The sequence below is a fragment of the Paraclostridium sordellii genome, from assembly GCF_000953675.1.
GTDB lineage: Bacteria > Bacillota > Clostridia > Peptostreptococcales > Peptostreptococcaceae > Paraclostridium > Paraclostridium sordellii.
Window position 1 is genome coordinate 68,127 of record NZ_LN679998.1, and the last position, 26,789, is coordinate 94,915.

The following is a 26,789-nucleotide window of genomic DNA, read 5'->3' on the forward strand; positions in this document are numbered from 1 at the left end:
CACAGAAGTTAAGCTCTTTAGCGCCGATGGTACTTGGTGGGAAGCTGCCTGGGAGAGTAGGACGTAGCCACGTAATCTTTTTTTATTTAAAAAAGTCACTTTTTAAGTGGCTTTTATTTGAATAAAAATATATGTGGAAGGAGGAGCTTTAATTAATTTAAAGCTATATATAAATGAATACGCCTATAATAAATTCTTTAAATAAAATTATTGATGATAATATAATATCTTTTCATATGCCAGGACATAAAAAGGGGTTTATTTATGAATCATTGGGTTATGAAAAACTATTAAAAAGTATATATAAATTAGATACAACTGAAATACCAGGTACTGATAATTTACATTCACCAGAAGATGCTATAAGAAAGTCTCTAGAAATGGCTTCAGAGGTATTTAAAAGTGATAAAACATATTACTTAGTCAATGGATCAACTTGTGGGATAGAAGCAGCCATAACATCTATAGTGAAACCAAAAGCAAAAATAATAATAAATAGAGATTGTCATCAATCGGCAATTAATGCATGTATAATTGGAGATATAGAACCTGTATATATAAATACAAGTATAAATGAATATAGCAATATTATAGAAGGTGTAAAAGTTGAGGATGTAAAACTAGTTATTGATAAAAATTTAGATGCAAAAGCTTTATTTTTAACATATCCAACTTACTTTGGAAATACTTTCGATTTAAAGGAAATTTGTGATTATGCTCATAGTAAAAATATGTGTGTAATTGTTGACGAGGCACATGGAGCACATTTAGGTTTAAGTGAAGAATTACCTGAAACTGCTTTAAGTCAAGGAGCTGATTTAGTTATACAGAGTACACATAAAACTTTACCATCATTTACCCAATCATCTATGTTGCATGTAAAAGGAAATAGAGTGGATATAGATAAATTATCTAGTATGCTGAGAATAACTCAAACATCTAGCCCATCTTATTTACTTATGGCATCACTAGAAATTGCTGTAGATATTTACTTAAACAAGGGCAAAGACTTAATGGAAAGTTTATTAAATAACATAGAAAATTTTAAAGATAGTATAAATTTTCTAAAATATATTAAAATAGATTATTCTAATGATAAAACAAAAATATATTTAAACACTAAAAAATTAGGTATAACTGGGTATGAGTTAGAAAATATATTAAGACAAAATTATAATATACAGGTAGAGTTATCAAATTATTATGGAGTTTTATTAATAGCAACTATAGGAAATACAAAAGATGAATTTGATAAATTAAAAGAATCATTAATTGACATAGAAAAAAGTATAAAAAATAAAGATATACTTAGAGATGTAGATTATCCTATGGAAATTCCAAAAAAAATATTAACTCCAAGAGAAGCATTCTATAGTAATAAGAAAAGTGTTAAAATAAATGATAGTATCGGGAAAATATCTGGAGATTATATAATACCATATCCACCAGGTATTAGTTTAGTGTCGCCGGGGGAAATAATTACAAAAGAGATTATAGATTATATTCTTCAGTGTAGAGAAAAAGGAATGAATGTTAGTGGAGTCAAGGACTCAAGCTTAGAATATATTCAAATTATAGATTTAAAGTAAAATATCAGAAAGGAAAATCTACTAAACTAAAATTTTTACTAATTAAGTTTATAGAATTATAGGTGTGAAATATGAAAGGCAAGTTAATAATCATAGAGAGTGGCTCAGATGCTAGCGGAAAAGCAACACAAACAAAAAAATTATTTAATAGACTAGAACAAGATGGATATAAGGTAAAAAAAGTAGAATATCCTAATTACAAATCAGAATCATCTGCATTAGTAAAGATGTATTTAAATGGTGACTTTGGAAAAAATGCAGAAGATGTAGATCCATATGTTGCATCTACATTTTTTGCAGCAGATAGATATGCATCATTCAAAACTGAATGGGAAGAGTTTTATAATAATGGTGGAATCATAATAGCAGATAGATATACTACATCTAATATGGTACATCAAGCGTCAAAGATGGATGAAAATGAGAGAGATAAGTTTATAAATTGGTTATTTGATTATGAGTTTAATTTATATAAAATACCAGAACCGGATTGTGTTGTATTTTTAAATGTTCCTATAGAATACAGTAAAAAACTTATGGAGAATAGGAAAAATAAGTTTACGGGAGAGGATAAAAAGGATATACATGAAAGTGATATAAGTTATTTATCTAAATCCTATGAAAACTCATTATATATAGCCAATAAATATAATTGGAATAAAATTAATTGCATAGAAAATGAAAATTTAAGAAGTATAGAGAGTATACATGAAGAAATATATAATATAGTTAAAGAAAATTTGAATTCTATGGAGAACTAGATATGTATTTTAATAATATTATAGGACAGAGTTTTGCTAAGAAATATATAATGAATTCTATAAACAAGGATAAAATAAATCATGCATACTTATTTGAAGGCATAGATGGAGTTGGAAAAACTACATTTGCAAAGGAGTTTGCAAAGTATTTATTAAAAATAGAACATCTTGAAAATAGTCCGGATTATATAAATATAGAACCACAAGGAGCTAGTATAAAAATAGCTCAAATTAGAAATTTACAGACAGATGTAATTATAAAGCCTCATGGAGATTATAAAATTTATGTAATAAATAATGCTGAAAAAATGACTATAGAGTCTCAAAATGCATTGTTAAAAACTTTAGAAGAACCTCCAGTATATGTAATTATAATACTTATAACAAATAATAAAAATTCTCTATTAGATACAATAAAATCTAGATGTGATATAGTTAAGTTCTTACCTATTCCCTCTATAGAATTAAAAAAATATTTAGAAGATAGAGGTATAGAGGAAAAAAAAGCTAGTATATTATCAACTTTTTCAAGAGGTAGTATTAATAAAGCTTTAGAGTTATCAGACTCATCAGACTTTATGATAATGAGGGGAGATATTCAAAATTATATACAAATTATGTTAGAAAAAAATGTTGTAGATATACTGGAACTTCCTAATAAACTTGATAAATATAAAGATAATATCTTAGAAGTTTTAGATATAACTATAAATTATTTTAGAGATATAATGATGATTAAAGAAAATATAGATAAATCTATGATCATAAATATTGATAAAATAACTTACTTACAAAACATGAGCAAAAAAATTAACTATTCTCAAGTATCTAAGATTATTGATATAATAGAAGAAACTAAGAAAAAGTTAAGAAGCAATTGTAACTTCAATTTGAGTGTACAAGTAATGGCTTTAAATATATATGAGGTGATTAAATGATAAGAATAGTGGGTGTTAGATTCAAAAGTGCAGGTAAAATATATTATTTCGATCCTGTGGATTTTGAGATAGAGAAAAACATAGATGTAGTCGTAGAAACAGCAAGGGGATTAGAATATGGTAAGGTGGTAGTAGGGCCTAAAGAATTAGATGAAAGCGAGCTTGTATCACCATTAAAGCCTATAGTAAGAATTGCAACAGAAGAAGATACTAAGATATATTTAGAAAACAAGGAAAAAGCAAAAGAGACGTTTGAGATTTGTCAGCAAAAAATAAAAGAACATGAATTAACTATGTTTCTTATAGATTGTGAGTATACATTTGATAGAAATAAATTAATATTCTACTTTACTGCAGAAGGAAGAATAGATTTTAGAGAACTTGTAAAAGACTTAGCATCTATATTTAAAACAAGAATAGAGTTAAGACAAATAGGAGTTAGAGATGAAGCTAAATCTATAGGTGGATTAGGACCATGTGGAAGAAGATTATGCTGTTCTTCGTGGTTAGGAGATTTTCAACCAGTTTCAATAAAAATGGCAAAAGATCAAAATTTATCACTTAATCCAACTAAAATTTCTGGAATTTGTGGAAGACTATTTTGTTGCTTAAAGTATGAGCATGATGTTTATAGTGAAGCTTTAGAAAAAATGCCTACTGTTGGATCAATAGTTCAAGTACCAGATGGAAAAGGAAAGGTTATTGAAATAAATCCACTTTTAGAACAAGCTAAAGTAGAATTACAAGATAAAAATGTTAAATTATATGAGAGAGAAGATATAAAAGTATTACAAGAAGCTAAAAAATGCAATGGATGTGGAGCAAGAGATGAAAAACTTGATGCAGAAACATTAAGAGAGCTAAAAAAATTAGAAGATTAATAGGGGTAGGATAATTCCTACCCTTTAAATTATAGATTTTAAGCAAGGAGTAGATTTATGGACGTAAAATTAAAGGATACAGAAAGAATAGATGATATACAATTAAAAGGACTGAGGCTAATACAAGACACTACAGGATTTTGTTTTGGAGTAGATGCTGTTTTACTTGCAAACTTTGCAAAGGTTAGAAAAGGTGCAAAGGTTGTTGATTTAGGAACAGGAACAGGAATTATACCAATACTTATTGCGGGAAAAAGTGAAGCAAAAGAAATTATAGGAGTTGAAATACAAGAAGAAGTATTTGAAATGGCTTCAAGATCTGTATTACTTAATGATTTACAAGATAGAGTTAAAATTGTTAATGGAGATATAAAAACAATAGATAATGAATTAGAAGTTAATACATTTGATGTAGTTACTTCTAATCCTCCATATATGCATGACAATGGAATAAAAAATCCTAATGACAAAAAAGCTATATCTAGACATGAGGTAAAATGTAACTTAGAAGATGTAATAAGATCTTCATCTAGACTACTTAAAGACCTAGGTAAATTTTATATGATTCATAGACCTACTAGATTAATAGAAATAATAACATTAGCAAGAAAGTATAAGTTAGAACCTAAACAAATTCAGTTTATACACCCTAAACAAGGAAAAGCTCCAAATATAATGTTAGTTCAATTTACAAAGGGTGGAAGACCAGATTTAAAAATACTAGATCCATTATATGTTTATGATGAGAATGGTAATTATACTAAAGATATAGAAGATATATATGCAAACGAAGATATAGGAGAGAAATAAATGAGTGGAAAATTATACGTATGTGGAACTCCAATAGGAAATTTGGAAGATATAACATATAGAACTTTAAAAATTTTAAACGAAGTAGATTTAATAGCGGCAGAAGATACTAGACATAGTATAAAGCTTTTAAATCACTTTGAAATATCTAAGCCTTTAACAAGTTATCATGAGCATAATAAAGAAAATAAAGGTGGATATTTAATCAATAAGTTATTAAGTGGAGAAAATATAGCTCTAATAAGTGATGCAGGAATGCCTGGAATATCAGACCCAGGTGAAGAAATTATAAAGCAAGCTATTGAAAATGATATAGAAGTAATAGTTTTACCAGGACCAACAGCATCTATTACAGCACTAATAGGATCAGGTCTAGAAACTGGTAAATTTGTATTTGAAGGATTTTTAGATAGAGATAAAAAAAGAAGAAGAGAAGAATTAGAATTAATAAAGCATGAAAAAAGAACTATAATATTTTATGAGTCACCTCACAGGCTAAAAGATACTCTAAAAGATATGCTTAAAATATTAGGAAATAGAAATATAGCTGTAAATAGAGAATTAACTAAGAAATATCAAGAAGTTATAAGAACTGATATACAAGGATGTATAGACATATTCAATGAAAGAGAAGTTAAAGGTGAATTTGTTCTTATAGTCGAAGGATTTAAAGGCGAAATAGAAGAAACTTGTGAATATAATGATTTAAATGATAGAGAATATGTAATAAAGCTTATGGAAGAGGGAATAACTAAGAAAGATGCTATTAAGTTTGTTTGCAAAGAAAGAAAATTAAAAAAAGATATAGTTTACAAGCAAGTTCTAGATTTATAGTAATGAGGTGGTAAAGCATGACATTAGCTGAAAAACTAATGGATTGTATAAAATGTGAAAAAAGCTATAGTTATATAAGAAAAATGGACGAATTAGGAGAATTAGAGCAAGTATTACCTATAACTAAAGAAATGAAAAGTGTAGGAGAATGTAAGTATCATGTTTTAAATTGTTTTGAACATTCTTTGGGAGCAGTAGAAGTATTTGAAGAGATAACAAATGATGGTGAGTTTTTTGATAGTCATATAAGAGATGCTGTTTTCAAAACATTAAATCAAAAAATAGATGATAAATTAACTAAAAAAGATCTTATAAAGTTAGGCATTTTTTTACATGATATGGGCAAGCCTTTAGCGATGACTGTAGATGATAATAATCGGATTCACTTTAAAAAACATGAGATACTTGGAGCTAATGAAATTTTTCAAATTGGAAGTAGATTAGGATTAAGCAAAAGAAATATTAACTTATTATATAAATATATTAGGTACCATATGACTTTATTAGAAATCTACAGATACAATGATATGAGTAAAGAAAATTTATTTAGTATTTTCGACAAATTAAAAGATGAAAGTATAGATATATTTTTGATTGGATATGCAGATATAGTATCTACTAGAAGACTTATAAAGCCTGAAGAAGATATAGGGGTAATTAAATCATATATGACATATGGAATAACTAATTATATTTATAGATACTCTAGAATCTAAATTTAAAAATTTAGTATGAAAATATAGACAATTTTAAAAAATTTGTATATTATAAGAGTGTATTAATTAATTAAAGTTAATACACTCTTATATATTTGTAATTAAAGCCTTTATTTAATAAAGGTTTAATTAATACATATATGGAAAACGATTTTACAAAAGGTGACGTAATTTTGGGGAGGATAAAATGAAAAAAGATATATCAAATAAATTAAAATCTATACAGCCATCTGTTACTTTGGCTATAACAGCAAAAGCTAAAAGTTTAAAAGCTCAAGGAGTAGATATAATAGGATTTGGTGCTGGGGAACCAGATTTTAGAACTCCAAAACATATAAGAGAAGCAGCGATAGATGCTATAGAAAATGAAAGTATAGGATACACTTCAGCATCAGGGATGGATAGCTTAAAACAGGCTATATGTGATAAGTTAAAAAGAGATAATAATCTAGAATATACTAAAGAACAAATAGTAGTATCTAATGGAGCTAAACATTCCTTATTTAATACATTATCTGCAATATGTAATCCTGGAGATGAAGTGATAGTTCCTAATCCGTATTGGGTAAGTTATCCTGAGTTAATTAGACTTGTAGATGCAAAACCTGTTTTTGTGGAATGTCCTGAAGAAGCAGAATTTAAATATACTGTTGAAGCTTTAGAAAAAGCAATAACAGAAAATACTAAAGCAATAATACTAAATACACCAAATAATCCAACAGGAACAGCATATAAAGAAGAAGATTTAAAAGCTATAGCAGATTTAGCAGTTAAAAATAATATATATGTGATATCAGATGAAATTTATGAAAAATTATTATATGAAGGAAATCATAAGAGTATAGCTTCATTCAATGAAGATATAAAAGATTTAACTATAGTTGTTAATGGAGTTGCAAAAGCTTACGCTATGACTGGATGGAGAATAGGATATACAGCTTGTAATAAAGAAATAGCTAAAATTATGTCTAATTTCCAAAGTCATGCTACATCAAATCCTAACACTATAGCTCAATATGCTACAATTGCAGCATTAAATGCTCCAGAAGACTCGTTAAACGAGATGATAGATGCATTTAGAGAAAGAAGAGATTATATGGTTGATAAAATTAATTATATAGATAATTTATCTTGTTTAAAACCGCAAGGAGCATTTTATGTAATGGTTAACATAAGTAAGTTATTAGGAAAAACTATGGATGGAAAAGTTATAAATACTTCAATAGATTTTGCAGACTATTTATTAGAAAATGCTAAAGTAGCGGTGGTTCCAGGAATAGGATTTGGAAATGATAATTATGTTAGACTTTCATATGCCACGTCTTTAGAAAATATAAAAGATGGACTAGATAGAATAGAAAAAGCTATAACGTTATAATTAATGGATACCTTTTAATAAGGTATCTTTTTATTTTATAGTTAAATAAATTTGTAGAAGAATAAATGGATATATCGTATAATTATTAGTATTGTTGAAATTCATAAAAATGGGGGACGAGATGTTAAAAAAAGGATCAATAAAAATTGCAATAGTAGTAGTTATAGGATTTATTGTATTTCAAATATTTAGTTTTACAAAATCTAAGGAAAAAGAAACATATGCAGATACAGATAAAATTAAAGTTGAAGAAATTAGTAAAGAGCCTGTTCATAAAAAGTCAGAATATATACCAGGAGAAAAACCATTATATGTAGATGGAGTGTTAGTTGTAAATAAAGATTATGGTTTACCGAGTGATTATGCACCGGAAAGTGGAAGTGAAGATACTCAAGCAATGAAAGCTTTTAATGAAATGAAAGAAGCAGCTAAGAAAGATGGAATAAGAATAAACGTAAGAAGTGGATATAGAAGTTATGACACCCAAGTGGATTTATACAATAATTACGTTAAAGCTGATGGTAAAAAAGCTGCTGATAGATACTCAGCTATACCTGGGTTTAGTGAGCACCAAACAGGACTAGCTTTAGATATAACAACAGGCAATACTCAAAGACCAATAGGCACTTGGTTTGATGATACACCACAAGCAAAATGGCTATATGAAAATGCATATAAATATGGATTTATTCTAAGATATCCAAAGGGGAAAGAGGATATCACAGGATACATGTATGAATCTTGGCATTATAGATATATAGGAAAAGAACATAGTAAGAATTTTAAGATGAATGATTTAACTTTAGAAGAATATTTAGATCTAAAATAAAAAGAGGATGCACAGCATCCTTTTTTTATAAACAAAATAATTTATAATATTGATTTTGCTTCTATTATAGTTGATAAAATTACTGAGGTTTTTGTTCTACCTACTTGTTTGATCTTGTCTATGACCTGTTCTAGTTCATACATATCTTTAACTATTACTTTTAAAAGTAAGCAGTCATCACCGGTAATATGATGACATTCTACAATACGATTATCACCTTTGGCATATTCTATAAAGTTATTATAATTTTCACTTGGTAGAGATATATTTATAAAAGATTTAATAACTCTTCCTAGTTTATCTGGATTAACAATAGCCTTATAACCTTGTATAACTCCAGATTCTTCTAGTCTTTTTACTCTTTCTGAAACAGCTGGAGAAGTTAATCCAACTATTTTTCCTAAATCTTTCATAGAAATTCTACCATCTTCTTGAAGTAGTTCAATTATTCTGCAATCTGTGATGTCCATATTTAGGCCCCCTTCGGTTTATACTAATTTGTATTTTTTTTAGTATTTAACATAGAATTTTTTAGATTCCAAAGTTTTTCAGACAAATCAACTTTATAGGTTTGAGGATATAATAATCTTTTATATTCTCTCCATAAAGTGTTTAATTCATTTTGTGCATATTCTTTGATTTCTAAAACAGATTTATGTTCATAGACACATCTACCTTTTAAAAATAAAGGTTGAAGTAGTTCTTTGATAGTATAGTTTTTAAAAGTTTTTTTCTTCCATGTATAAACTGGATGGAAAATTGTTAGAGGTCTTGTTGTATCTAATGTTTCATTTTCAAGCATAACTAAATCTGCTTCAGCTTTACCTTGTTCATTATATATTCTAACAACTTTTTTGTATCCAGGATTAGTTATTTTTTCCGGATCTTCAGAAATTTTTATTTTAGGCTCAAGTTCACCGTTTTTATATGAGGCAACAAGTTTATATACTCCGCCCAATGATGGTGAATCTGAGGAAGTTATTAATTTTGTACCAACTCCCCATGAATTTATAGGAGAATTAGATGACTTTAGCTCAGATATGGTATGTTCATCTAAATCATTAGAAGCTGTAATCTTAACATTTCCAAAACCTGATTTTTTTAATAATTTTTTGCATTCTTTAGATAAGTAATCTAAATCTCCAGAATCAAGTCTTATTCCTAATGGTTCAAATCCTTTACTTCTTAAGTCTTTAAAAACTTTTATAGCATTTGGAACTCCACTATTTAATACATCATATGTATCTACTAATAAAAGACATTTATCTGGATAAATTTTAGCATAAGCTTCAAAAGCTTCTAATTCTGAATCAAATTTTTGAACCCAGCTATGAGCATGAGTTCCAACTACTGGTATATTAAACATTTTCCCAGCTAATGTATTTGCAGTAGCACTACATCCCCCAATTATAGCAGCTCTTGCACCGTAAATACCTGCATCAGGCCCTTGAGCACGTCTTAATCCAAATTCTAAAACAGAATCTCCTTGTGCTGCAAAACATACTCTAGAAGCTTTACTTGCAATTAAAGATTGGAAATTAATTATTGTAAGTAATGCAGTTTCAATAAGTTGAGCTTGATAAAGAGGAGCTTTTATCCTGATTATAGGCTCATTTGGAAACATTACAGTACCCTCAGGGACTGCATAAATATCTCCCGTAAACTTAAAATTTTTTAAGAAATCTAAGAAACTTTCTGAGAATAAATTTAAACTTCTAAGATAATCTAAGTCACTATCTGAGAAATTAAGATTATTTATGTATTCAACCAGTTGATCTATACCACAAACTATAGTATACCCACCATTGCAAGCGTTTTTCCTAAAGAACATATCAAACACAACAATATCATTATGGACATTATTCTCGAAATAACCATTGATCATAGTCAGTTGATATAAGTCAGTAAGAAGTGTTAAGTTTTTCATTATATATCTCCTTATTACCCTAAAAATATAAAAAAATTACATAAGTATACTTAATCATAATATAGGATAAGTTTCAAGTATAATCTGATAACTTAGTATCATAAAATTGATAAGAGGGGGGGGATTTATATAGCAAAGATATGGTTTTGGATGATATTTATAGGAATTATTGGAAGCATATTAACAAATAACTTAGGCCAATTGAATGAAGTTATATTAAGCGAAGCATCTAGAGGGATAGAATTTGCAGTTAGTTTAGCAGGTATAATGGCTCTTTGGATGGGAGTTATGAATATAGCTAAAGATTCTGGGTTAATAAGTAAAATAGGAAATATGCTATATCCAATATTAAAAAGGTTATTTCCTTCTATTCCCAAAGGACATAAAGCTATGTCATACATTGTGATGAATATTGTTTTAAATATGTTAGGAGCAGGGAATGGAGCAACAGCTTTTGGACTTAAAGCTATGAATGAATTACAAACTTTAAATAATAAAAAAGATACAGCTACAAATGATATGGTTATGTTTTTGGTAATAAATATTTCTTCTATACAAATAATTCCTTTTACTATGATAAAGCTAAGATTAGATGGTGGGGCAAGTAATCCAAGTGAAATAATAGCAAGTACTTTATTTGCAACCCTTATCTCTACATTTGTTGCAATCACTAGTTGTAAATTGCTTCAAAGAAGGAGGTATAGAAAATGATAAATATTTTTTCAAATTCAATAATACCTATAATTATTTTGGTAATAGTTGTACATGGTAAAATAAAGGGAGTAGATATTTATGATAGCTTTGTAAAGGGGGCAATTGATGGATTAAAAGCTACTTGGACAATACTTCCATACATAATCGGAATATTTTTAGCCATAGGAATCTTTAAAAGTGGAAAAGGAATAGATATGTTAGAATTTATATTTAAACCTATAACTAACTTGATGAGTATTCCAAAAGAATTAATAGGGCTTATAGTAATAAAACCTTTGTCGGGAAGTGGAGCTCTAGGAATGTATAATGAACTTGCAACAAGAGTTGGAATGGGGACATTAATAGAACAAATGGGAGCAACTATAGTTGGTTCATCAGAAACAATTTTTTATACTATGGCAATATATTTTGGTAGTTTAAAAATTAAAAATACTAGACATACACTAACATGCTCTATGCTTAGTCATATTGCGGGTGTAATCGCAGCTGTTTTTATATGTTACATATTATTTAGTTGAAAATTTTTATAAAAAAATAAAAAATATATTTACAATTTAAATTTAAGCAACTATAATATGCTTATAATAAAAATTCAGAAAATAAATTCTAAGAAGAAGAGAGTAGCACTAAATGGAATTTCAGCGAGCTAGGGTTGGTGTGAGCCTAGTAATAAAGTTTAATGTGAAGAGAGCTTTGGAGAAGATTACTTGAACTAATAGTATGGTAATCGGTGAGCCTGCCTTAAAGGATTAAGTGGATAAGTTTACTTATCAATTAGAGTGGTAACGCGGATATAATTCGTCTCTTGGTTTTTTAAACCAAGAGACTTTTTTAATATATAGAATTATGTTATGCATTATTATTTGTTGAGTAACTTATCAATTAGAGTGGTACCACGGAAAATTTTCGTCTCTTAGCATTTTGCTAAGAGACTTTTTTTATTACACAAAACATGTTTTGGAGTTTAAAGTAAAATAGAATTATCAATGTATTTTCAATTACTAATAATTATTAATTAGGAGGGTTTATTATGAAAAAATTAAAAAAATATATATATGCAATTTTAATAGGTGTATTAAGTTTGTCGGTGGCTGGATGTTCATCGAAAGAAGAAAAAAGCCAATTAAAAGCCATAAAAGATAAAGGCGTTTTAACAGTAGGTACTAGTGCAGATTATCCACCGTACGAGTTTCATAAAGAAATAGATGGGAAAGACACTATAGTAGGTTTTGAAATGATGATGGCTGAAGAAATAGCAAAAGAGTTAGGAGTTAAGTTAGAGATAAAGGACATGAAATTTGATGGATTATTAGGGGCTTTAAAATCTGGAAATGTTGACATGGTTGTTGCAGGCATGAGTCCAACTGAGGAAAGAAAAAAAGCTGTTAACTTTACTGATATTTACTACAATGGAGAACATGTAATTTTAGTTAAAGATAATAACAAAAATAAATATAAATCTATAGGTGATTTAAAAAATGCAAAAATAGCAGTTCAAAAAGCTAGCTTACAAGAAAATATAGCAAAAGATGTTATAAAGGCTAGCGATATAAAATCATTAGGAAAAATATCTGATGTTATATTAGCTCTTCAAAATAATAATGTAGATGCAGTTGTAGTAAGCAAAGAAGCTATAGATGGTTACTTAAAACAATATCCCAAAATAGTAGTATCGGATGTTAATTTAGGCGAAAACAAAGGAGAAGGATCAGCTATAGCTGTAGATAAAAATAATGATCAAACTCTAATAACAGAAACTAATAAAGTTATAAATAAATTAAAAGATAGTGGAAAAATAAATGAATTTGTTCAACAGGCAACACAACTAGCACAACAAAATTAGGAGGGATAATAAATGAACTTTTCGTTTTTAGGTGATTATTCACAGTTTTTTATAGATGGAACAAAGATAACTATTGGTATATCTATATGTACCTTGATTTTAGGATTTATTATAGGGACAGCAATATGTATGTTAAGAATATCTAGAAATAAAATATTAAGCTTTATAGGTGGAGCGTACATTGAATTTTTAAGAGGAACACCATTACTAGTTCAAATTTATATAATTTACTTTGGATTACCAACTATAGGAATTAAGATGCCTAGTTTAGGTCCTATACCTTCTGAGTATATATCAGCAATAGTTGCACTTTCTATAAATTCAAGTGCATACATAGCTGAAATTTTAAGATCAGGAATACAGTCAATAGATAAGGGTCAAATGGAAGCGAGTAGATCATTAGGGCTAGATTATTCGCTAAGTATGAAATTAGTAATAATACCTCAGGCATTAAAAAATGTACTTCCAGCTCTTGCTAATGAATTTATAGTTTTAGTAAAAGAATCATCAATTGTTTCAATAATAGGAATACAAGATTTAATGTATAGTGCAGATATAGTAAAAGGAAATACATATCTAGCTTTTGAACCATTACTAGTAGCTGCAATGATATATTTTGTACTTACATTTACATTATCAAAATTAGTTGGATTATTTGATAATAAATTACAAGATTCATCTACTAAAAGTCAAAGTTCATTTAAAAGTAAATTTGGATTCAGTAAAGTAGCATAGGGGTGATTTTAATGATACAGATAAAAAATATAAAGAAAAATTTCGGTAAAAATGAAGTTTTAAAAGATATCAATCTAAATATAAAAAAAGGTGAAATAGTAGCAATTTTAGGTCCTAGTGGATCAGGAAAAAGTACTTTACTAAGATGTATAAACTTATTAGAAAGTCCAAATGGAGGAGAAATTATTTACAAGGGCGAAAATATACTTGATAAAAAATGTGATATCAATAAAGTTAGACAACACATTGGTATGGTATTTCAAAACTTCAATTTATTTTCTAATATGACAGTACTTCAAAATATAATAGTAGCACCTACTAAAGTAAAGAAAATAAAAAAAGAAGAAGCAATGAAAGATGCATTGGTACTACTAGAAAGAGTTGGACTTCTAGATAAAAAGGATGATTATCCATCACAACTTTCAGGAGGTCAAAAGCAAAGAATTGCAATAGCGAGAGCGTTGGCTATGAAACCAGATATTATGTTATTTGATGAACCTACATCTGCACTTGACCCAGAGATGGTAAAGGAAGTATTAGATGTAATGAAAGAACTTGCAAAAGAAGGGATGACTATGGCTGTTGTAACTCATGAGATAGGATTTGCAAAAGAAGTTGCAGATAAAGTTGTATTTATGGATAATGGATTTATTATAGAAGAGGGATCTCCTAAAGAAGTTTTTGAAAATACAAAGCAAATAAGAACTAAGCAATTTTTTGATAAAGTCATATAAAGGCGAGTAATAAACTAAAATAAGATTGACATAATGTAGTAAATTTAATAAAATTAAGCTTAATAAGTTAATAAAAATAATTCACAAAAATATTGAATAAAACATATTATTTATGTAAATTATATAAACAATTAAGCTATGAAGAGATGAGTAAGTAATAATTTTTTCTACAGAGAGCTAGATTAGGTGAAAGCTAGTGTTAAAAGAATTACTGAATATGGTCTTGGAGCAATTTTATCCGAGTAATAAATTATAATTTATTTTTAAGATAAAACGGTTAGACTCGTTAACGTCTACTAAGATATCTATACTAGGCTTATAGATAATTAGGGTGGTACCGCGAATATAACCTCGCCCCTATGATTTACATAGGTGGCGAGTTTTTTGTTTATAGAGAAACATAAATCTAAGGAGGAAATATATATGACAAAACCTACGTTTTACGTTACAACTCCTATATATTACCCAAGTGGGAACTTACATATAGGACATACTTATACAACAGTTGCAGCAGATGCTATAGCAAGATTTAAGCGTTTCTGTGGATATGATGTAAAGTTCTTAACAGGAACTGATGAGCATGGAGAAAAGATACAAAAAACTGCAAAAGAAAAAGGAATGACAGAAATAGAGTATCTTGATGGAATGATAGCTGATATACAAAAGTTATGGAAGACTATGGACATATCTTATGATGATTTTATAAGAACAACTCAAGAAAGACACGAAGTTATAATACAAAAAATATTTACTAAGTTATATAAACAAGGTGATATATATAAAGGTTCTTATGAAGGAAGATATTGTACTCCATGTGAGAGTTTCTGGACAGAATCTCAATTATTAGAAGGGAATAAGTGTCCTGACTGTGGAAGAGATACTTATATAGCTAAAGAGGAAGCGTATTTCTTCAAATTATCTAAGTATGAAGATAAATTAAGAGAATTATTTGCTGATCCAAACTTCTGTTTCCCAGTATCTAGAAAGAATGAAATGGTTGCAAACTTTTTAGATAAAGGATTAGAAGATTTATGTGTAACTAGAACTACATTTGACTGGGGTATAAAAGTACCTTTTGATGAGAAACACGTTATATACGTTTGGGTAGATGCTTTATGTAACTATATAACAGCATTAGGATACATGAGCGAAGATGATTCAGAATTTAAAAAATATTGGCCAGCTAATGTCCATATAGTAGGAAAAGAAATAATGAGATTCCATACTATAATATGGCCAGCTATACTTATGGCTTTAGGTGAAGAAATGCCTACACAAGTATATGGACATGGATGGATATTATTTGATAATGATAAAATGAGTAAATCAAAAGGAAATATAGTTTATCCAGAGCAAATGATAGAAAGATATGGAGTAGATGCTCTAAAATACTTCTTATTAAGAGAATTTGCATTTGGTCAAGATGGTAACTATACGCATAGAAACTTTGTAACAAGACTTAACTCAGACTTAGCAAATGACTTAGGGAACTTAGTAAGTAGAACTGTTTCTATGGTTGAAAAATACAATGATGGAATAATACCAATGCCAAAAGTAAGCACTGAATTTGATGAAAGTTTAAAAGAAACTGCTAAAACTTCAGTAGAGAACTTTGAATTAGAAATGAATAAGTTACAATTTAATGAAGCATTAGAATCAGCTTGGAAATTAATAAGAAGAACTAATAAATATATAGATGAAACTATGCCTTGGGCTTTAGCTAAAGATGAAGCTAAGAAAGATGAGTTAGATGTAGTTTTATACAACTTATGTGAATCTATAAGAATAGTAGCAACTCTTATAAATCCAATGATGAACGATACTGCTAAGAAAATATATACTCAATTAGGTATAACAGATGAAAACTTAATGACTTGGGAAAGTACTAAGATTTTTGGATTAATAAAAGAAAATACAAAAGTTGAAAAAGGAAATGCATTATTCCCAAGATTAGATATAGAAAAAGAAGTAGAAGAGTTACAAGAATTATTTGCTGAAAAGAAAGAAGAACAAGAAGCTCCATTAGAGCATAAACCTGAAATTTCTATAGATGATTTAGATAAAATCGAGCTTAGAATAGGAAAAATAATAAAATGTGAAAAACATCCTAAGGCAGATAGACTATTAGTATCACAAGTTAAAATAGGACCAGAAACAAGACAAATAGTATCTGGAATAGCTAAGTGGTATAAGCCAGAAGATTTAATAGGAAAAGAAGTTACAGTAGTATGTAACTTAAAGCCTGTCAAATTAAGAGGGGTTGAATCTCAAGGTATGATATTAGCTGCAGGAGATAATGGTGATGATTTAGTATTACCATTAACAGAAGGGGCTAAAGACGGCTCTGAAGTTAGATAAGGAGATGACGAAATGTTATTTGACTCACATGCACATTTAAATGATGAAAAATTTGATGAAGATAGAGAAGAATTAATAAATTCACTAAAAGCTAAAGGAGTAGATTTAGTACTAAATCCTGGAGCTTGTATAGAAACATCTAAAAGCAGTGTAGAATTAGCTAATAAATATGATTTTATATATGCAGCAGTTGGAGTTCATCCTCACGATGTAGGAGAAATGACTGAAGATGATATCGAAACATTAAGAAAACTTGCACTAGAAAATGAAAAAGTAAAAGCTATAGGAGAAATAGGATTAGACTACTACTATGACAACTCTCCTAGAGAAATTCAAAAAAAATGGTTTAAAAGACAAATAGAATTAGCTAATGAACTTAAGTTACCTATAATAATTCATGACAGAGATGCTCATGGCGATACATTTGAAATAATAAAGAATACTAAAAGTCCTGAAATAGGATGTGTTCTTCATTGTTATAGTGGAAATGTAGAATTAGCTAAAGAGTATGTAAAAATGGGATGTTATATATCAATACCAGGAACAGTTACATTTAAAAATAATAAAAAAACTAGAGAAGTAGCTAAGGAAATACCACTTGAGTATTTACTTATAGAAACTGACTCACCATATATGGCACCTGAGCCACATAGAGGAAAAAGAAATGATCCTTCTTTAGTACAATTTGTAGCAGATAAAATAGCTCAAGAAAAAGGAATATCATATGAGCAAGTATGTGAAGCTACAAAAGAAAATGCAAAAAGATTTTTTAGTATTAAATAGTTAATATTATGGGGGCTAACTATAAATTTAGATTAGCCTCCATTTTAAGCTTTATAATAAATTTTATATAATAAGAAAGGTTGAAGCCTTGATAAAATTTATTATAAAGCTTAAAATATAAAGATATTAAGTAAAATGAGCGAAAAGGTGATTATATGATAAAGGAAATAATAGTAGTAGAAGGAAGAGATGATGTAACGGCTGTAAAAAGAGCACTAGATGCTGAACTTATAACTACAGGTGGTTTTGGATTTCCAAAGGGAGTTATGGAAAGAATTAAATCAGCACAAGAGAGAAGAGGAGTTATAATTTTTACAGATCCAGACTTTGCAGGTGAAAAAATAAGAAAGAAGATAGCAGCAGAAGTTCCTGGATGTAAACATGCTTTTTTACCAAGAGAAGAAGCTAAGAAAAATGGAGATATAGGTATAGAAAATGCTACTCCAGAAAGTATAAGAAGAGCCCTTGAAAAAGTTAGAACAGAAAGTACTGATAAGAGAAATGAGTTCGGACAAGTAGATTTAATAAGAAATGGGCTTATAGGAAATGAAGATGCATCTAATAGAAGAGATAAATTAGGTATGATTTTAGGTATAGGCTACGGAAATGCAAAACAATTTTTAAATAGATTAAATAATTATGGAGTAAGTAGAGAAGAGTTTGAGAAATCTTTAGAAACTTTATAATAAATAGATAGTAAAAAAGGAGATAAAATATGGATAGACTTTCGTCACATAGAAAAACTAAAGAAGTAGTTGATAAACATGGATTTAAGTTTTCAAAATCATTAGGACAAAACTTTTTAATAGATGATAATGTAATAGATAGAATACTAGATGGAGCGAGACTTTCTAAAGGAGACAAAATAATAGAAGTTGGACCAGGAATAGGTACCCTTACTCGCGAGATGGGAAGGGTAGCCGATAAAGTTGTAGCTATAGAAATTGATAAAACATTAATACCAATACTTAAAGACACTCTAGATGAATTCGAGAATATAGAAGTTATAAATCAAGATATATTAAAAGTTAATGTAGAGGACTTAGTAACAGAAAAATTAAATGGAGGACCAGTAAAATTAGTTGCAAATCTTCCTTATTATATAACTACTCCAATAGTTATGAAATTCTTAGAAGAAGACATACCAGTAACAGATATAGTTGTTATGGTTCAAAAGGAAGTTGCAGATAGAATGAATGCAAATCCTGGAACTAAAGATTATGGAGCTTTATCTGTTGCAGTACAATATTACTGTGATACAGAAATAGTAGCTAAGGCTCCAAGACATATGTTTATTCCACAACCGAATGTTGATTCTACAGTGATAGGACTTCATGTTAGAGAGGAAAGAAAATATAATGTAGATAGTGAAGATATATTCTTCAAAACTGTTAAAGCAGCATTTGGGCAAAGAAGAAAAACTTTATTAAATGCTTTAGGAACATTAGGGTTTTTAAATAAAGATGAAATAAGAGAAGTTTTAAATGAAGCTAATATAGATGAAAAAAGAAGAGGAGAGACTCTTTCAATAGAAGAGTTTGCAAATCTTTCAAATTGTGTAAATAAAAGAGTACCTTCTAAATAGAAGGTACTTTTTTGCATGTCCAAACATATAATGTTTAGAGGAACTTATATTTTTATAGGGGGGATAACTTTGAGTACGAAAAAAAAATATAAAAGGGACTATATAATTTTAGAAGCTAAAGATATGAACTTCAGATATAAAGATAGAGTATTGCCAAAAGCATTTGCAAAGGTTGAAGTGACAGACGATAAATCTTTGGTGGCTCTTTATGTAGAAAACCTTAAGTATATAAGGGAAGGGTATAAGGTAATAGCTATATTAGAAGATTATAATATTTCTGATTTAGGAAATATTGTTTTGAGTGAACAAGGTAAAGGGGAATTTACATTAAATTTAGATGAGAATAGTATAAATATAAAAGCTATCGCTTTAGTTTCAGAAAGAAGTATACCTTTAATTGGATTTAAGGGAAGCAAGATAGATAACTATGAAGAAATAATATTTACATCTGATGATTATGCAGAGTACGAAGATATCGAAGATGATGAATATGTATATGAAGAAGTTGATTATATAGAAGGGGAAGACTCTGATGAATATGAGTATGAATATGAATACTTGGAATATGTAGATATGGATGAAGATGTTAGTGAGAATGAGAATAAAGAAGATGAGTACGAGTATGAATATGAATCATATGAGCCTACAAATAATCAAAGTAGCCAGAAAAGTAAAATAAATAAATCAAAGCAATTAAATGAAGAGACATTTAGAAATAATATTAAACTAAATGAAGAGATTGAGCAGATTGAAGAAGATATAAATCATAAAGAAGTAGAACAAAGTACTTGCAGAAATTTATTAATGCCTAGACAAATAAAAAAAGGATTAAAGATGTTTAAAGAAGTTAAACCTTTCGTAAGAGATAGTATAGACAATACTAGATGGTGGAAAATAGAAATAACACCTATGACAATGTGTGGATATACAATGCCTTATTTAGGATATATAAATACATTGAATTATACTATGTACAGTGATATAGTTCTTCAATCTTATAGATATAGACATTATTTATTTGGTGTTCAATATGATGAATATAATAAGCGTAAAAACTATATGTATGCTATACCTGGTAATAAAAATGAGCAACCAGATCAAGGCCATACAGGATTTAATATGTATAAACCTTGTGACGACAGAAATGATAAGTTGGGATATTGGATATGCTTTGTAGATTCTAGAACTAGAAAAATATTAAAGTAAAATTGTGTGAGTAGTCTGATAATAGCGTTTTCTCTTGAAAAAATTTACAATATAAACTACAATATACTTATGTGATACAAACTAAGGAGGAGAATTGAATATGATAAATAAGCAAAGATTAATTGATGAATTCATAGAATTAGTAAAAATAGATAGTCCTTCATCTAAAGAAGGAAATGTAGCTAAAACATTAGTTAAAAAGTTAGAAGCTATAGGGTGTGAAGTTTGTATAGATGAAGCTGGTGTTAGAGCTGGTGGAGAAACAGGAAATGTAATAGCTAAGTTAAAAGGAAATAGAGAAGGTAAAACAGTTTTATTCAGTTCTCACATGGATACAGTTAGCCCAGGAGAAGGAATAAAACCTATAATAGATGAAGCAACAGGAATAATAAAAAGTGATGGAACTACAGTTTTAGGTTCTGATGATAAAGCGGGAATAGCAGCTATATTAGAAGCTTTAAGAATTATAAAAGAAAATAACATAGACCATGCCGATATAGAAGTAGTATTTTCTATATGGGAAGAAGGCGGATTATTTGGAGCTCAATATTTAGACTATTCTAAAATAAATGCAGATTATGCTTTCGTTTTAGATAGTGGTGGATCTCCAGGAGAAATAATAACAAAAGCTCCAGCACAAGATAAAATAGAAGTAACTATAAAAGGTAAACCAGCACATGCAGGATTACAACCAGAAAATGGTATAAGTGCTATAATGGTAGCATCTAAAGCAATAGAAAACATGAAATTACTTAGAATAGATGAAGAAACTACTGCAAATATAGGTATAGTTAAAGGAGGAATAGCTACAAATATAGTTATGCCTGAACTTGAAATAGTTGCAGAAGCTAGAAGTTTAGAGGAGTCTAAATTAGACGCTCAAACTAATCACATGGTTGAAGAGTTCAAAAAAGCTGGAGAAGCTATGGGAGCAGAAGTTATAACTAAAGTAACTAGAGCTTATGCACCATTTAAAATAGCTGATGATGCTGATATAGTTGAACTTGCAAAAAAAGCATTCTCTAACTTAGGAATAAACGGATATACTGCTTCTACAGGTGGAGGAAGTGATACTAACGTATTAAACGGAAACGGATTAAAAGCTGTTAACTTAGGTATAGGAATGAAAAATGCTCATACATTAGAAGAATATATAGCAATAGAAGATATAGTAAATTCTTCAAGAGCTGTTTTAGAAATAATTAAAGAAGCATAATCAAATGAATATATGATATAATGAAATAAATCGCCCAACAAATGTTGGGTGATTTTTCATTTTTACAATAAATGATAATTAGTATTGAATTAAAATTATAATTTATTGCACTTAATACTTACTATAAGTTTAAAGGTGAATAAAAATGGATACTTAAATAAATGATATAAATAATAAGGAGGTAAGATCAGTGGAAACAAGGTATGATGAAGCAAATAAGGTAACCATAAGATCTATAATATGGAATGTAGTACTAACATTTATAAAAATATTTGCAGGAGTTATAGGAAGATCAAATGCAATGGTAGCAGATGGTCTACATTCTGCATCAGATATAATAAGTTCAATAGGTGTTTTAATCGGAAATAAAATAGCAAATGCTCCGAATGATAAAGAACATAACTATGGCCATGAAAAGGCTGAAACTTTGGTATCATTTTTACTATCAATTTTATTAATAGTAGTTTCTTTAAAAATTGGATTTGATGCTTTAAAATCACTTTTCAATTTGGATAGAGTCCAAGTTCCTACAATACTACCTTTAGTAGTATCTATAATATCTATAGCAATAAAGGAATATCAATATAGAATAACTATAAAAGTAGCAAACAAAATAAATTCACCATCATTAAAAGCTGATGCATGGCATCATAGATCAGATGCATTATCATCAATTGCAGCTTTCATAGGTATAGGTGGAGCAATATTAGGTTTTAAAGCTTTAGATCCAATAGCTTCTATAGTTGTTGCGTTATTTGTAGCAAAAGTAGGATTAGACATATTAAAAGATTCAGCAAATGAGTTAATGGATTATTCTATAGATGAAGACCAAGAAAAACAAATAATAAGAATAGCACAAAATACACCAGGAGTAATCAATTTAGGAGAAATTAGAACTAGAAAACATGGAGCAACAGCATATGTTGACTTAACAATATGTGTGAATAAAGATTTAAGTGTGTATGAGGGTCATGAAATAGCTACAAAACTTGAAAAACATATAATAAAAGATATGCAATTTGTAAAAGGAATAACAGTCCATGTTGAACCTTGTGTAAATTGCCCATATAATTCTTGTAAAAAATAACAAATTAATCATAATTTGTTAAAACAGCACTATGATTCAATCGTAGTGCTTTTTAGTTTATAGAATTTATAGTATAATTAAATCGTTAATTATATACGGGGGGACTTTTATGGCAAAAAAAAGAAAAGTTAAAAAAAGTATGTTAATTCTTTTAGGAATTTTAGCGTTTTTCATAGTATATGTAGGTACTTACATACACTTCGCTAAGAAGCAACAGAGTGAACAACCTGTTAAGGTAGAAAATCAAAACTCAAAAGATGATACTAAACCACTATTAAATCAACTAAAATCTAATGATACAGTATATATATCAGATAAAAACTTGCAGGATGTAAGAATAGATCAAGAATACTGGGAGCAAATAAGATTTTTCTCGACAAAATTTAAAGAGGTTAGAAAACCTAGTAGTTATGAAAGTAAATATGAAGGATATTTAGATAATGGAATAAGATTTTCTACAGATTTGGATTATTTTAGAATATATACAGTAAGTAAAGAAGAATTTTATAAAATACCTGTATCAGAGAAAAAGGCATTTGATAAATTATTGCAAGAAAGTATATATACATCTATAGACTCTGTTAAAAAATATAAGACATGGGATAGTGTGGAGCTAATATGTGGAGATAAAGTGAAAAAGCCTTGGAGATGGCATTATGATGATTTAGCATATAAAATCTCAGTTAAAAGATTAGTAGGAAGAATTCAACCAGAAAAGAGTAAAGAGAGAAGTAAATATAATTTTACTGTTAAAATTCATGGAGATGGATATTCTATAGTACTTGAAACTATGGGAAAAGATTATGTAAAAATAACTTCAGATAAAGCAACTGCATACTATGAAGTACACGGTGGCTTATATGAATATTTAAAAAATGATATATTTGATCTTGATGGAGAATAAAAAAACTAGGTTTTTAAACCTAGTTTTTTTATTTCATTTCTAGAAGCATTTCACCAATTTTATATACTGTACCAGCACCTGCTGTTATTACTAAATCATCTTCAGTAATATTTTCAGCTAAGTATTTAGCTATATCTTCGAATTCGCTTAAGTAAATTACATCAACATTATTTTGATATAATTTATCAACTAAATCTTTCGAATGTATGTCACCTGGGTCTTTTTCACGAGCTGCATAGATATCTGTTATTATAACTTTATCAGCTGCATAAAAAGCATCAGAGAATTCATCTAGTAATGATTTAGTTCTTGTATAAGTATGAGGTTGGAATATACACCATAATTTATTTTTCTTTATTTTCTTTGCAGCAGACAATGTTGCTTTTAGTTCTGTTGGATGGTGAGCGTAGTCATCAACAACTAAAGCATTATTATACTTACCTTTAATTTCAAATCTTCTACCTACTCCACCATATAAAGAAATATTTTTTCTTATAGTTTCTAATTCAACACCAGAAACTAAAGCAGCTAATATTGCTCCTGTAGCATTATAAATATTGTGTATTCCAGGGACAGCAAGTTTAAATTCACCTAAATCTATTCCATTGTAGTTTATACTGAATATACCGTGTCCTTCATCGTTAAACTTAACATCTTTAATTAAAGCGTTATTACCTTCTTTTTGACCGTATTTAATAACAGTGGCCTTTATTTCATGTAATATATCTTTAGTATTTTCATCGTCTCCGTTTATTATAAAGTAGCCGTCATAAGGCAGTAATTTTCCGAATTTATTAAAAGACGCTTTTATTTCGTCTATACCTGAGAAATAGTCTAGATGATCTTCTTCTATATTTAAAACGATTGATATTTTCGGATTAAAGTTTAAGAAACTATCTACATATTCACAAGCTTCTGTTATGAAGTTTTGAGATTTACCTATTTTAACGTTACCACCTATTATACTTAAATTACCACCAACTAATATTGTTGGATCAAGGTCTGCATATTCAAAGATAGCTGATAACATTGATGTTGTAGATGTTTTTCCATGAGTACCTGAAACTGCTACAGAATTTTGATATTCTCTCATTATCTGACCTAAAAATGCAGCTCTATTCATAGTTAATTTATTTTTTTCTCTAGCGGCAACTAATTCTTCGTTATCTGATTTAACTGCAGCAGTATAAACTACCATATCTATATCATCAGTTATATGTTCTTTTTTATGACCGATATATATAGTTGCGCCTTGATTACGAAGTCCATCTAATAAATGAGAATCAGAAGAATCTGAACCAAAAACGTTATAACCTTTATTTAAACATATTTTGGCTAATGCACTCATGCTTATACCGCCAACACCTATAAAGAATATGTTCATAGTGAAACCACCTTTCTGCTAATTTAAAAGTTCTACAATAAGAACTATATTTATGCTATAATAGTATAATGTTTAATATTTTAAGCAAACTAAAATTAAAAAATATTCGTATACATTAATATATTAAATTTCAAATAAAACATAACAAATATTATATCATAACGAAAAAAAATATGCATTAATAAGTTTAAATACATAGGGTTCAAGGTTAGGAGGTATTTTATGAAGTTTAAAAGAACGGAGCGTATAGGTGCGATAGTTAAAATACTATCAGATAATCCTAATAAAATATTTACATTAAGCTATTTCACATCTAAGTTCAACTCAGCTAAATCTACAATAAGTGAAGATTTAATAGTTGTAAAAAATGTATTTGAAAAGCTAGAATTAGGTCAAGTAATAACCATATCGGGAGCTGCAGGTGGAGTTAAGTATATACCTAAAACATCTAAATCAGAAAATGAAGAGTTTTTATTAAATTTATGCGAAGAAATCAAGGATCCATCTAGAATTCTTTCAGGAGGATTTTTATACTTAATAGATTTAATATATGATCCAAGAGTTGCATCTAAAATAGGTAAAATATTTGCATCAAATATAGATTATTCAGAAGCTGATTATGTTGTTACTATGGAAACTAAAGGTATACCTATGGCACTTATGACAGCTAAGGCTATGAATTTACCTCTAGTAATAATAAGAAAAGATACAAAAGTATCTGAAGGACCGACACTTAGTATGACATATGTAAGTGGTAATAATTCAAAAGTAGAAAGCATGAGTTTACCTAGAAAAGCGGTCAAGCCAGGAAGTAAAGTTATATTAATTGATGACTTTATGAGAGGCGGGGGGACTATAAAAGGAATGATGCAACTTATGAATGAGTTTGGTGCTGAAGTTATAGGTAAGGGAGTATTTATATCTACAGCTAAACCAACTGAAAAAATGGTTAAGGACTACATATCTTTAATAAAAATAGATGTAATTAATAACGAGGTTGTAAATGTAGAACCGAACCTTCAAACTTTTAAAGAGGAATATTGGGCAACGGATATTAAGGATTTAATCGAAGATGAGACAAAGGAAATCGACAATTTAGAAAAATAAGACAGATTTAGAGGGTAAATTTCTATCAAATAAAAAAAATATAAAAAAATAATGAAAAATTTCTAAAATAATAGAGGAAATTTAAGAACTTGATAGAATTAATATAATATAAAAGATTTAAGAACTTTTTAATTAACTTTGTCAAAACTAAAAGGGGGATATTAGGAAAATGAAAATAACTGACGTTAGGGTGAGAAAATTAACTGATGAGGGGAAAATGAAATGTATAGTTTCATTAACTTTCAATAATTTATTTGTTGTACATGATATAAAGGTTATAGAAGGTCATAATGGATTATTCATAGCTATGCCAAGCAGAAAAATAGGAGAAGGTAATTTTAGAGATATAGCACATCCTATAAATGCTGAAATGAGACAAATGTTAGAAGATGAAGTTTTAAAAGCTTACCACGAGGCAGTATCTCAATTAGAAGTAGCTGCTGAATAGAAAAAACACAGTTAAAAATACA

The 26,789-nt window shown here is 28.5% G+C and carries 27 protein-coding genes and 2 other annotated features; of the genes, 24 read left to right on the top strand and 3 right to left on the bottom strand.

Going from position 1 to position 26,789, the window contains the following annotated elements; translation table 11 throughout:
• Nucleotides 1-173: 173 nt before the first annotated feature.
• The 9 genes from ATCC9714_RS00405 (at nt 174) to ATCC9714_RS00445 (ending at nt 8,736) form a co-directional block, all read left to right on the top strand.
• On the top strand, nt 174-1,589 hold the full coding sequence (locus ATCC9714_RS00405; protein WP_057545877.1) for an aminotransferase class I/II-fold pyridoxal phosphate-dependent enzyme: 1,416 nt from the start codon (nt 174-176) through the stop codon (nt 1,587-1,589).
• 71 nt (nt 1,590-1,660) lie between these two features.
• Nucleotides 1,661-2,350, top strand: coding sequence for a dTMP kinase (locus tag ATCC9714_RS00410; protein ID WP_021130330.1), 690 nt, complete (start codon nt 1,661-1,663; stop codon nt 2,348-2,350).
• A gap of 2 nt (nt 2,351-2,352) precedes the next feature.
• A complete protein-coding gene (locus ATCC9714_RS00415) occupies nt 2,353-3,288 on the top strand; it encodes a DNA polymerase III subunit (RefSeq protein WP_057545876.1) in 936 nt (311 codons plus the stop codon).
• Nucleotides 3,285-4,169 carry a PSP1 domain-containing protein gene (locus ATCC9714_RS00420; protein WP_021130328.1) on the top strand — a complete coding sequence of 295 codons (885 nt, stop codon included), beginning with the start codon at nt 3,285-3,287 and terminating at the stop codon, nt 4,167-4,169. The genes ATCC9714_RS00415 and ATCC9714_RS00420 overlap by 4 nt, the downstream gene beginning before the upstream one ends.
• Nucleotides 4,170-4,226: 57 nt before the next feature.
• Nucleotides 4,227-4,979 carry a tRNA1(Val) (adenine(37)-N6)-methyltransferase gene (locus ATCC9714_RS00425; RefSeq protein WP_055340972.1) on the top strand — a complete coding sequence of 251 codons (753 nt, stop codon included), beginning with the start codon at nt 4,227-4,229 and terminating at the stop codon, nt 4,977-4,979.
• Complete coding sequence (gene rsmI / locus ATCC9714_RS00430) at nt 4,980-5,813, top strand: 16S rRNA (cytidine(1402)-2'-O)-methyltransferase (RefSeq protein ID WP_057545875.1); 834 nt, start codon at nt 4,980-4,982, stop codon at nt 5,811-5,813.
• 17 nt (nt 5,814-5,830) lie between these two features.
• Nucleotides 5,831-6,529 (top strand): HD domain-containing protein, encoded by a 699-nt coding sequence (locus tag ATCC9714_RS00435; protein WP_021126893.1) that lies wholly within the window; start codon nt 5,831-5,833, stop codon nt 6,527-6,529.
• A 187-nt stretch (nt 6,530-6,716) separates the two neighbouring features.
• Nucleotides 6,717-7,907, top strand: coding sequence for a pyridoxal phosphate-dependent aminotransferase (locus ATCC9714_RS00440; protein ID WP_057545874.1), 1,191 nt, complete (start codon nt 6,717-6,719; stop codon nt 7,905-7,907).
• A 121-nt stretch (nt 7,908-8,028) separates the two neighbouring features.
• The gene (locus ATCC9714_RS00445; RefSeq protein ID WP_021126890.1) at nt 8,029-8,736 is read left to right on the top strand and encodes a M15 family metallopeptidase; all 708 of its coding nucleotides are present in this window, start codon (nt 8,029-8,031) and stop codon (nt 8,734-8,736) included.
• A 41-nt stretch (nt 8,737-8,777) separates the two neighbouring features.
• Here the strand turns inward: ATCC9714_RS00445 and ATCC9714_RS00450 are convergent, their stop codons facing one another.
• Nucleotides 8,778-9,206: an Lrp/AsnC family transcriptional regulator gene (locus tag ATCC9714_RS00450; protein ID WP_055340967.1), complete on the bottom strand. Its 429-nt coding sequence runs from the start codon at nt 9,204-9,206 to the stop codon at nt 8,778-8,780.
• Nucleotides 9,207-9,229: 23 nt separating this feature from the next.
• Nucleotides 9,230-10,663, bottom strand: a complete 1,434-nt coding sequence (locus ATCC9714_RS00455) for a nicotinate phosphoribosyltransferase (protein ID WP_021130321.1) — start codon at nt 10,661-10,663, stop codon at nt 9,230-9,232.
• Between the two features lie 150 nt (nt 10,664-10,813).
• On the opposite strand from ATCC9714_RS00455, the gene ATCC9714_RS00460 reads away from it, so the two are divergent.
• The 13 genes from ATCC9714_RS00460 to ATCC9714_RS00520 all read left to right on the top strand — a co-directional run bounded on the left by ATCC9714_RS00460 (nt 10,814) and on the right by ATCC9714_RS00520 (nt 23,828).
• Nucleotides 10,814-11,374, top strand: coding sequence for a nucleoside recognition domain-containing protein (locus ATCC9714_RS00460; protein WP_021130320.1), 561 nt, complete (start codon nt 10,814-10,816; stop codon nt 11,372-11,374).
• Nucleotides 11,371-11,895, top strand: a complete 525-nt coding sequence (locus tag ATCC9714_RS00465) for a spore maturation protein (RefSeq protein ID WP_021126884.1) — start codon at nt 11,371-11,373, stop codon at nt 11,893-11,895. The genes ATCC9714_RS00460 and ATCC9714_RS00465 overlap by 4 nt, the downstream gene beginning before the upstream one ends.
• Nucleotides 11,896-11,976: 81 nt before the next feature.
• Nucleotides 11,977-12,186 (top strand) — a binding site (T-box leader).
• A 221-nt stretch (nt 12,187-12,407) separates the two neighbouring features.
• A complete protein-coding gene (locus tag ATCC9714_RS00470) occupies nt 12,408-13,220 on the top strand; it encodes a transporter substrate-binding domain-containing protein (protein WP_021130319.1) in 813 nt (270 codons plus the stop codon).
• Between the two features lie 12 nt (nt 13,221-13,232).
• Nucleotides 13,233-13,955: an amino acid ABC transporter permease gene (locus ATCC9714_RS00475; protein WP_021126882.1), complete on the top strand. Its 723-nt coding sequence runs from the start codon at nt 13,233-13,235 to the stop codon at nt 13,953-13,955.
• 11 nt (nt 13,956-13,966) lie between these two features.
• Entirely contained in the window at nt 13,967-14,689 is a 723-nt protein-coding gene (locus ATCC9714_RS00480; RefSeq protein ID WP_054629913.1) for an amino acid ABC transporter ATP-binding protein, read from the top strand.
• Nucleotides 14,690-14,818: 129 nt separating this feature from the next.
• Nucleotides 14,819-15,051: a binding site (T-box leader), on the top strand.
• A gap of 55 nt (nt 15,052-15,106) precedes the next feature.
• Nucleotides 15,107-17,047, top strand: coding sequence for a methionine--tRNA ligase (metG, locus tag ATCC9714_RS00485; RefSeq protein WP_261291324.1), 1,941 nt, complete (start codon nt 15,107-15,109; stop codon nt 17,045-17,047).
• A gap of 12 nt (nt 17,048-17,059) precedes the next feature.
• Entirely contained in the window at nt 17,060-17,830 is a 771-nt protein-coding gene (locus tag ATCC9714_RS00490) for a TatD family hydrolase (protein ID WP_054629915.1), read from the top strand.
• A gap of 155 nt (nt 17,831-17,985) precedes the next feature.
• Nucleotides 17,986-18,516, top strand: a complete 531-nt coding sequence (rnmV, locus tag ATCC9714_RS00495; protein ID WP_021130314.1) for a ribonuclease M5 — start codon at nt 17,986-17,988, stop codon at nt 18,514-18,516.
• A gap of 29 nt (nt 18,517-18,545) precedes the next feature.
• Nucleotides 18,546-19,415, top strand: coding sequence for a 16S rRNA (adenine(1518)-N(6)/adenine(1519)-N(6))-dimethyltransferase RsmA (gene rsmA / locus ATCC9714_RS00500; protein WP_057545872.1), 870 nt, complete (start codon nt 18,546-18,548; stop codon nt 19,413-19,415).
• A 69-nt stretch (nt 19,416-19,484) separates the two neighbouring features.
• Nucleotides 19,485-20,621, top strand: coding sequence for a hypothetical protein (locus ATCC9714_RS00505; protein ID WP_057545871.1), 1,137 nt, complete (start codon nt 19,485-19,487; stop codon nt 20,619-20,621).
• A gap of 100 nt (nt 20,622-20,721) precedes the next feature.
• The gene (locus ATCC9714_RS00510) at nt 20,722-21,837 is read left to right on the top strand and encodes a M20/M25/M40 family metallo-hydrolase (protein ID WP_057545870.1); all 1,116 of its coding nucleotides are present in this window, start codon (nt 20,722-20,724) and stop codon (nt 21,835-21,837) included.
• A 190-nt stretch (nt 21,838-22,027) separates the two neighbouring features.
• Nucleotides 22,028-22,924: a cation diffusion facilitator family transporter gene (locus ATCC9714_RS00515; RefSeq protein WP_054629920.1), complete on the top strand. Its 897-nt coding sequence runs from the start codon at nt 22,028-22,030 to the stop codon at nt 22,922-22,924.
• A gap of 109 nt (nt 22,925-23,033) precedes the next feature.
• Entirely contained in the window at nt 23,034-23,828 is a 795-nt protein-coding gene (locus ATCC9714_RS00520) for a hypothetical protein (RefSeq protein WP_054629921.1), read from the top strand.
• Nucleotides 23,829-23,856: 28 nt separating this feature from the next.
• Here the strand turns inward: ATCC9714_RS00520 and murC are convergent, their stop codons facing one another.
• Nucleotides 23,857-25,212: a UDP-N-acetylmuramate--L-alanine ligase gene (gene murC, locus ATCC9714_RS00525; RefSeq protein WP_054629922.1), complete on the bottom strand. Its 1,356-nt coding sequence runs from the start codon at nt 25,210-25,212 to the stop codon at nt 23,857-23,859.
• Nucleotides 25,213-25,434: 222 nt separating this feature from the next.
• On the opposite strand from murC, the gene purR reads away from it, so the two are divergent.
• Both purR and spoVG read left to right on the top strand, forming a co-directional pair.
• Nucleotides 25,435-26,319, top strand: a complete 885-nt coding sequence (purR, locus tag ATCC9714_RS00530) for a pur operon repressor (protein ID WP_021130307.1) — start codon at nt 25,435-25,437, stop codon at nt 26,317-26,319.
• Nucleotides 26,320-26,488: 169 nt separating this feature from the next.
• Nucleotides 26,489-26,767, top strand: coding sequence for a septation regulator SpoVG (spoVG, locus tag ATCC9714_RS00535; RefSeq protein WP_021126861.1), 279 nt, complete (start codon nt 26,489-26,491; stop codon nt 26,765-26,767).
• Nucleotides 26,768-26,789: the final 22 nt, after the last annotated feature.

Bases quoted from the DNA above. Each gene is read 5' to 3' on its own strand.
- ATCC9714_RS00445 (WP_021126890.1), top strand. From the start codon at position 8,029: ATGTTAAAAAAAGGATCAATAAAAATTGCAATAGTAGTAGTTATAGGA.
- ATCC9714_RS00405 (WP_057545877.1), top strand. From the start codon at position 174: ATGAATACGCCTATAATAAATTCTTTAAATAAAATTATTGATGATAAT.
- ATCC9714_RS00425 (WP_055340972.1), top strand. From the start codon at position 4,227: ATGGACGTAAAATTAAAGGATACAGAAAGAATAGATGATATACAATTA.
- ATCC9714_RS00490 (WP_054629915.1), top strand. From the start codon at position 17,060: ATGTTATTTGACTCACATGCACATTTAAATGATGAAAAATTTGATGAA.
- purR (WP_021130307.1), top strand. From the start codon at position 25,435: ATGAAGTTTAAAAGAACGGAGCGTATAGGTGCGATAGTTAAAATACTA.
- ATCC9714_RS00480 (WP_054629913.1), top strand. From the start codon at position 13,967: ATGATACAGATAAAAAATATAAAGAAAAATTTCGGTAAAAATGAAGTT.
- ATCC9714_RS00465 (WP_021126884.1), top strand. From the start codon at position 11,371: ATGATAAATATTTTTTCAAATTCAATAATACCTATAATTATTTTGGTA.
- ATCC9714_RS00450 (WP_055340967.1), bottom strand. From the start codon at position 9,206: ATGGACATCACAGATTGCAGAATAATTGAACTACTTCAAGAAGATGGT.
- murC (WP_054629922.1), bottom strand. From the start codon at position 25,212: ATGAACATATTCTTTATAGGTGTTGGCGGTATAAGCATGAGTGCATTA.
- rsmI (WP_057545875.1), top strand. From the start codon at position 4,980: ATGAGTGGAAAATTATACGTATGTGGAACTCCAATAGGAAATTTGGAA.
- ATCC9714_RS00460 (WP_021130320.1), top strand. From the start codon at position 10,814: ATGATATTTATAGGAATTATTGGAAGCATATTAACAAATAACTTAGGC.
- spoVG (WP_021126861.1), top strand. From the start codon at position 26,489: ATGAAAATAACTGACGTTAGGGTGAGAAAATTAACTGATGAGGGGAAA.
- ATCC9714_RS00410 (WP_021130330.1), top strand. From the start codon at position 1,661: ATGAAAGGCAAGTTAATAATCATAGAGAGTGGCTCAGATGCTAGCGGA.
- ATCC9714_RS00455 (WP_021130321.1), bottom strand. From the start codon at position 10,663: ATGAAAAACTTAACACTTCTTACTGACTTATATCAACTGACTATGATC.
- rsmA (WP_057545872.1), top strand. From the start codon at position 18,546: ATGGATAGACTTTCGTCACATAGAAAAACTAAAGAAGTAGTTGATAAA.
- ATCC9714_RS00475 (WP_021126882.1), top strand. From the start codon at position 13,233: ATGAACTTTTCGTTTTTAGGTGATTATTCACAGTTTTTTATAGATGGA.
- ATCC9714_RS00520 (WP_054629921.1), top strand. From the start codon at position 23,034: ATGGCAAAAAAAAGAAAAGTTAAAAAAAGTATGTTAATTCTTTTAGGA.
- ATCC9714_RS00420 (WP_021130328.1), top strand. From the start codon at position 3,285: ATGATAAGAATAGTGGGTGTTAGATTCAAAAGTGCAGGTAAAATATAT.
- ATCC9714_RS00470 (WP_021130319.1), top strand. From the start codon at position 12,408: ATGAAAAAATTAAAAAAATATATATATGCAATTTTAATAGGTGTATTA.
- ATCC9714_RS00440 (WP_057545874.1), top strand. From the start codon at position 6,717: ATGAAAAAAGATATATCAAATAAATTAAAATCTATACAGCCATCTGTT.
- ATCC9714_RS00435 (WP_021126893.1), top strand. From the start codon at position 5,831: ATGACATTAGCTGAAAAACTAATGGATTGTATAAAATGTGAAAAAAGC.
- ATCC9714_RS00510 (WP_057545870.1), top strand. From the start codon at position 20,722: ATGATAAATAAGCAAAGATTAATTGATGAATTCATAGAATTAGTAAAA.
- rnmV (WP_021130314.1), top strand. From the start codon at position 17,986: ATGATAAAGGAAATAATAGTAGTAGAAGGAAGAGATGATGTAACGGCT.
- ATCC9714_RS00415 (WP_057545876.1), top strand. From the start codon at position 2,353: ATGTATTTTAATAATATTATAGGACAGAGTTTTGCTAAGAAATATATA.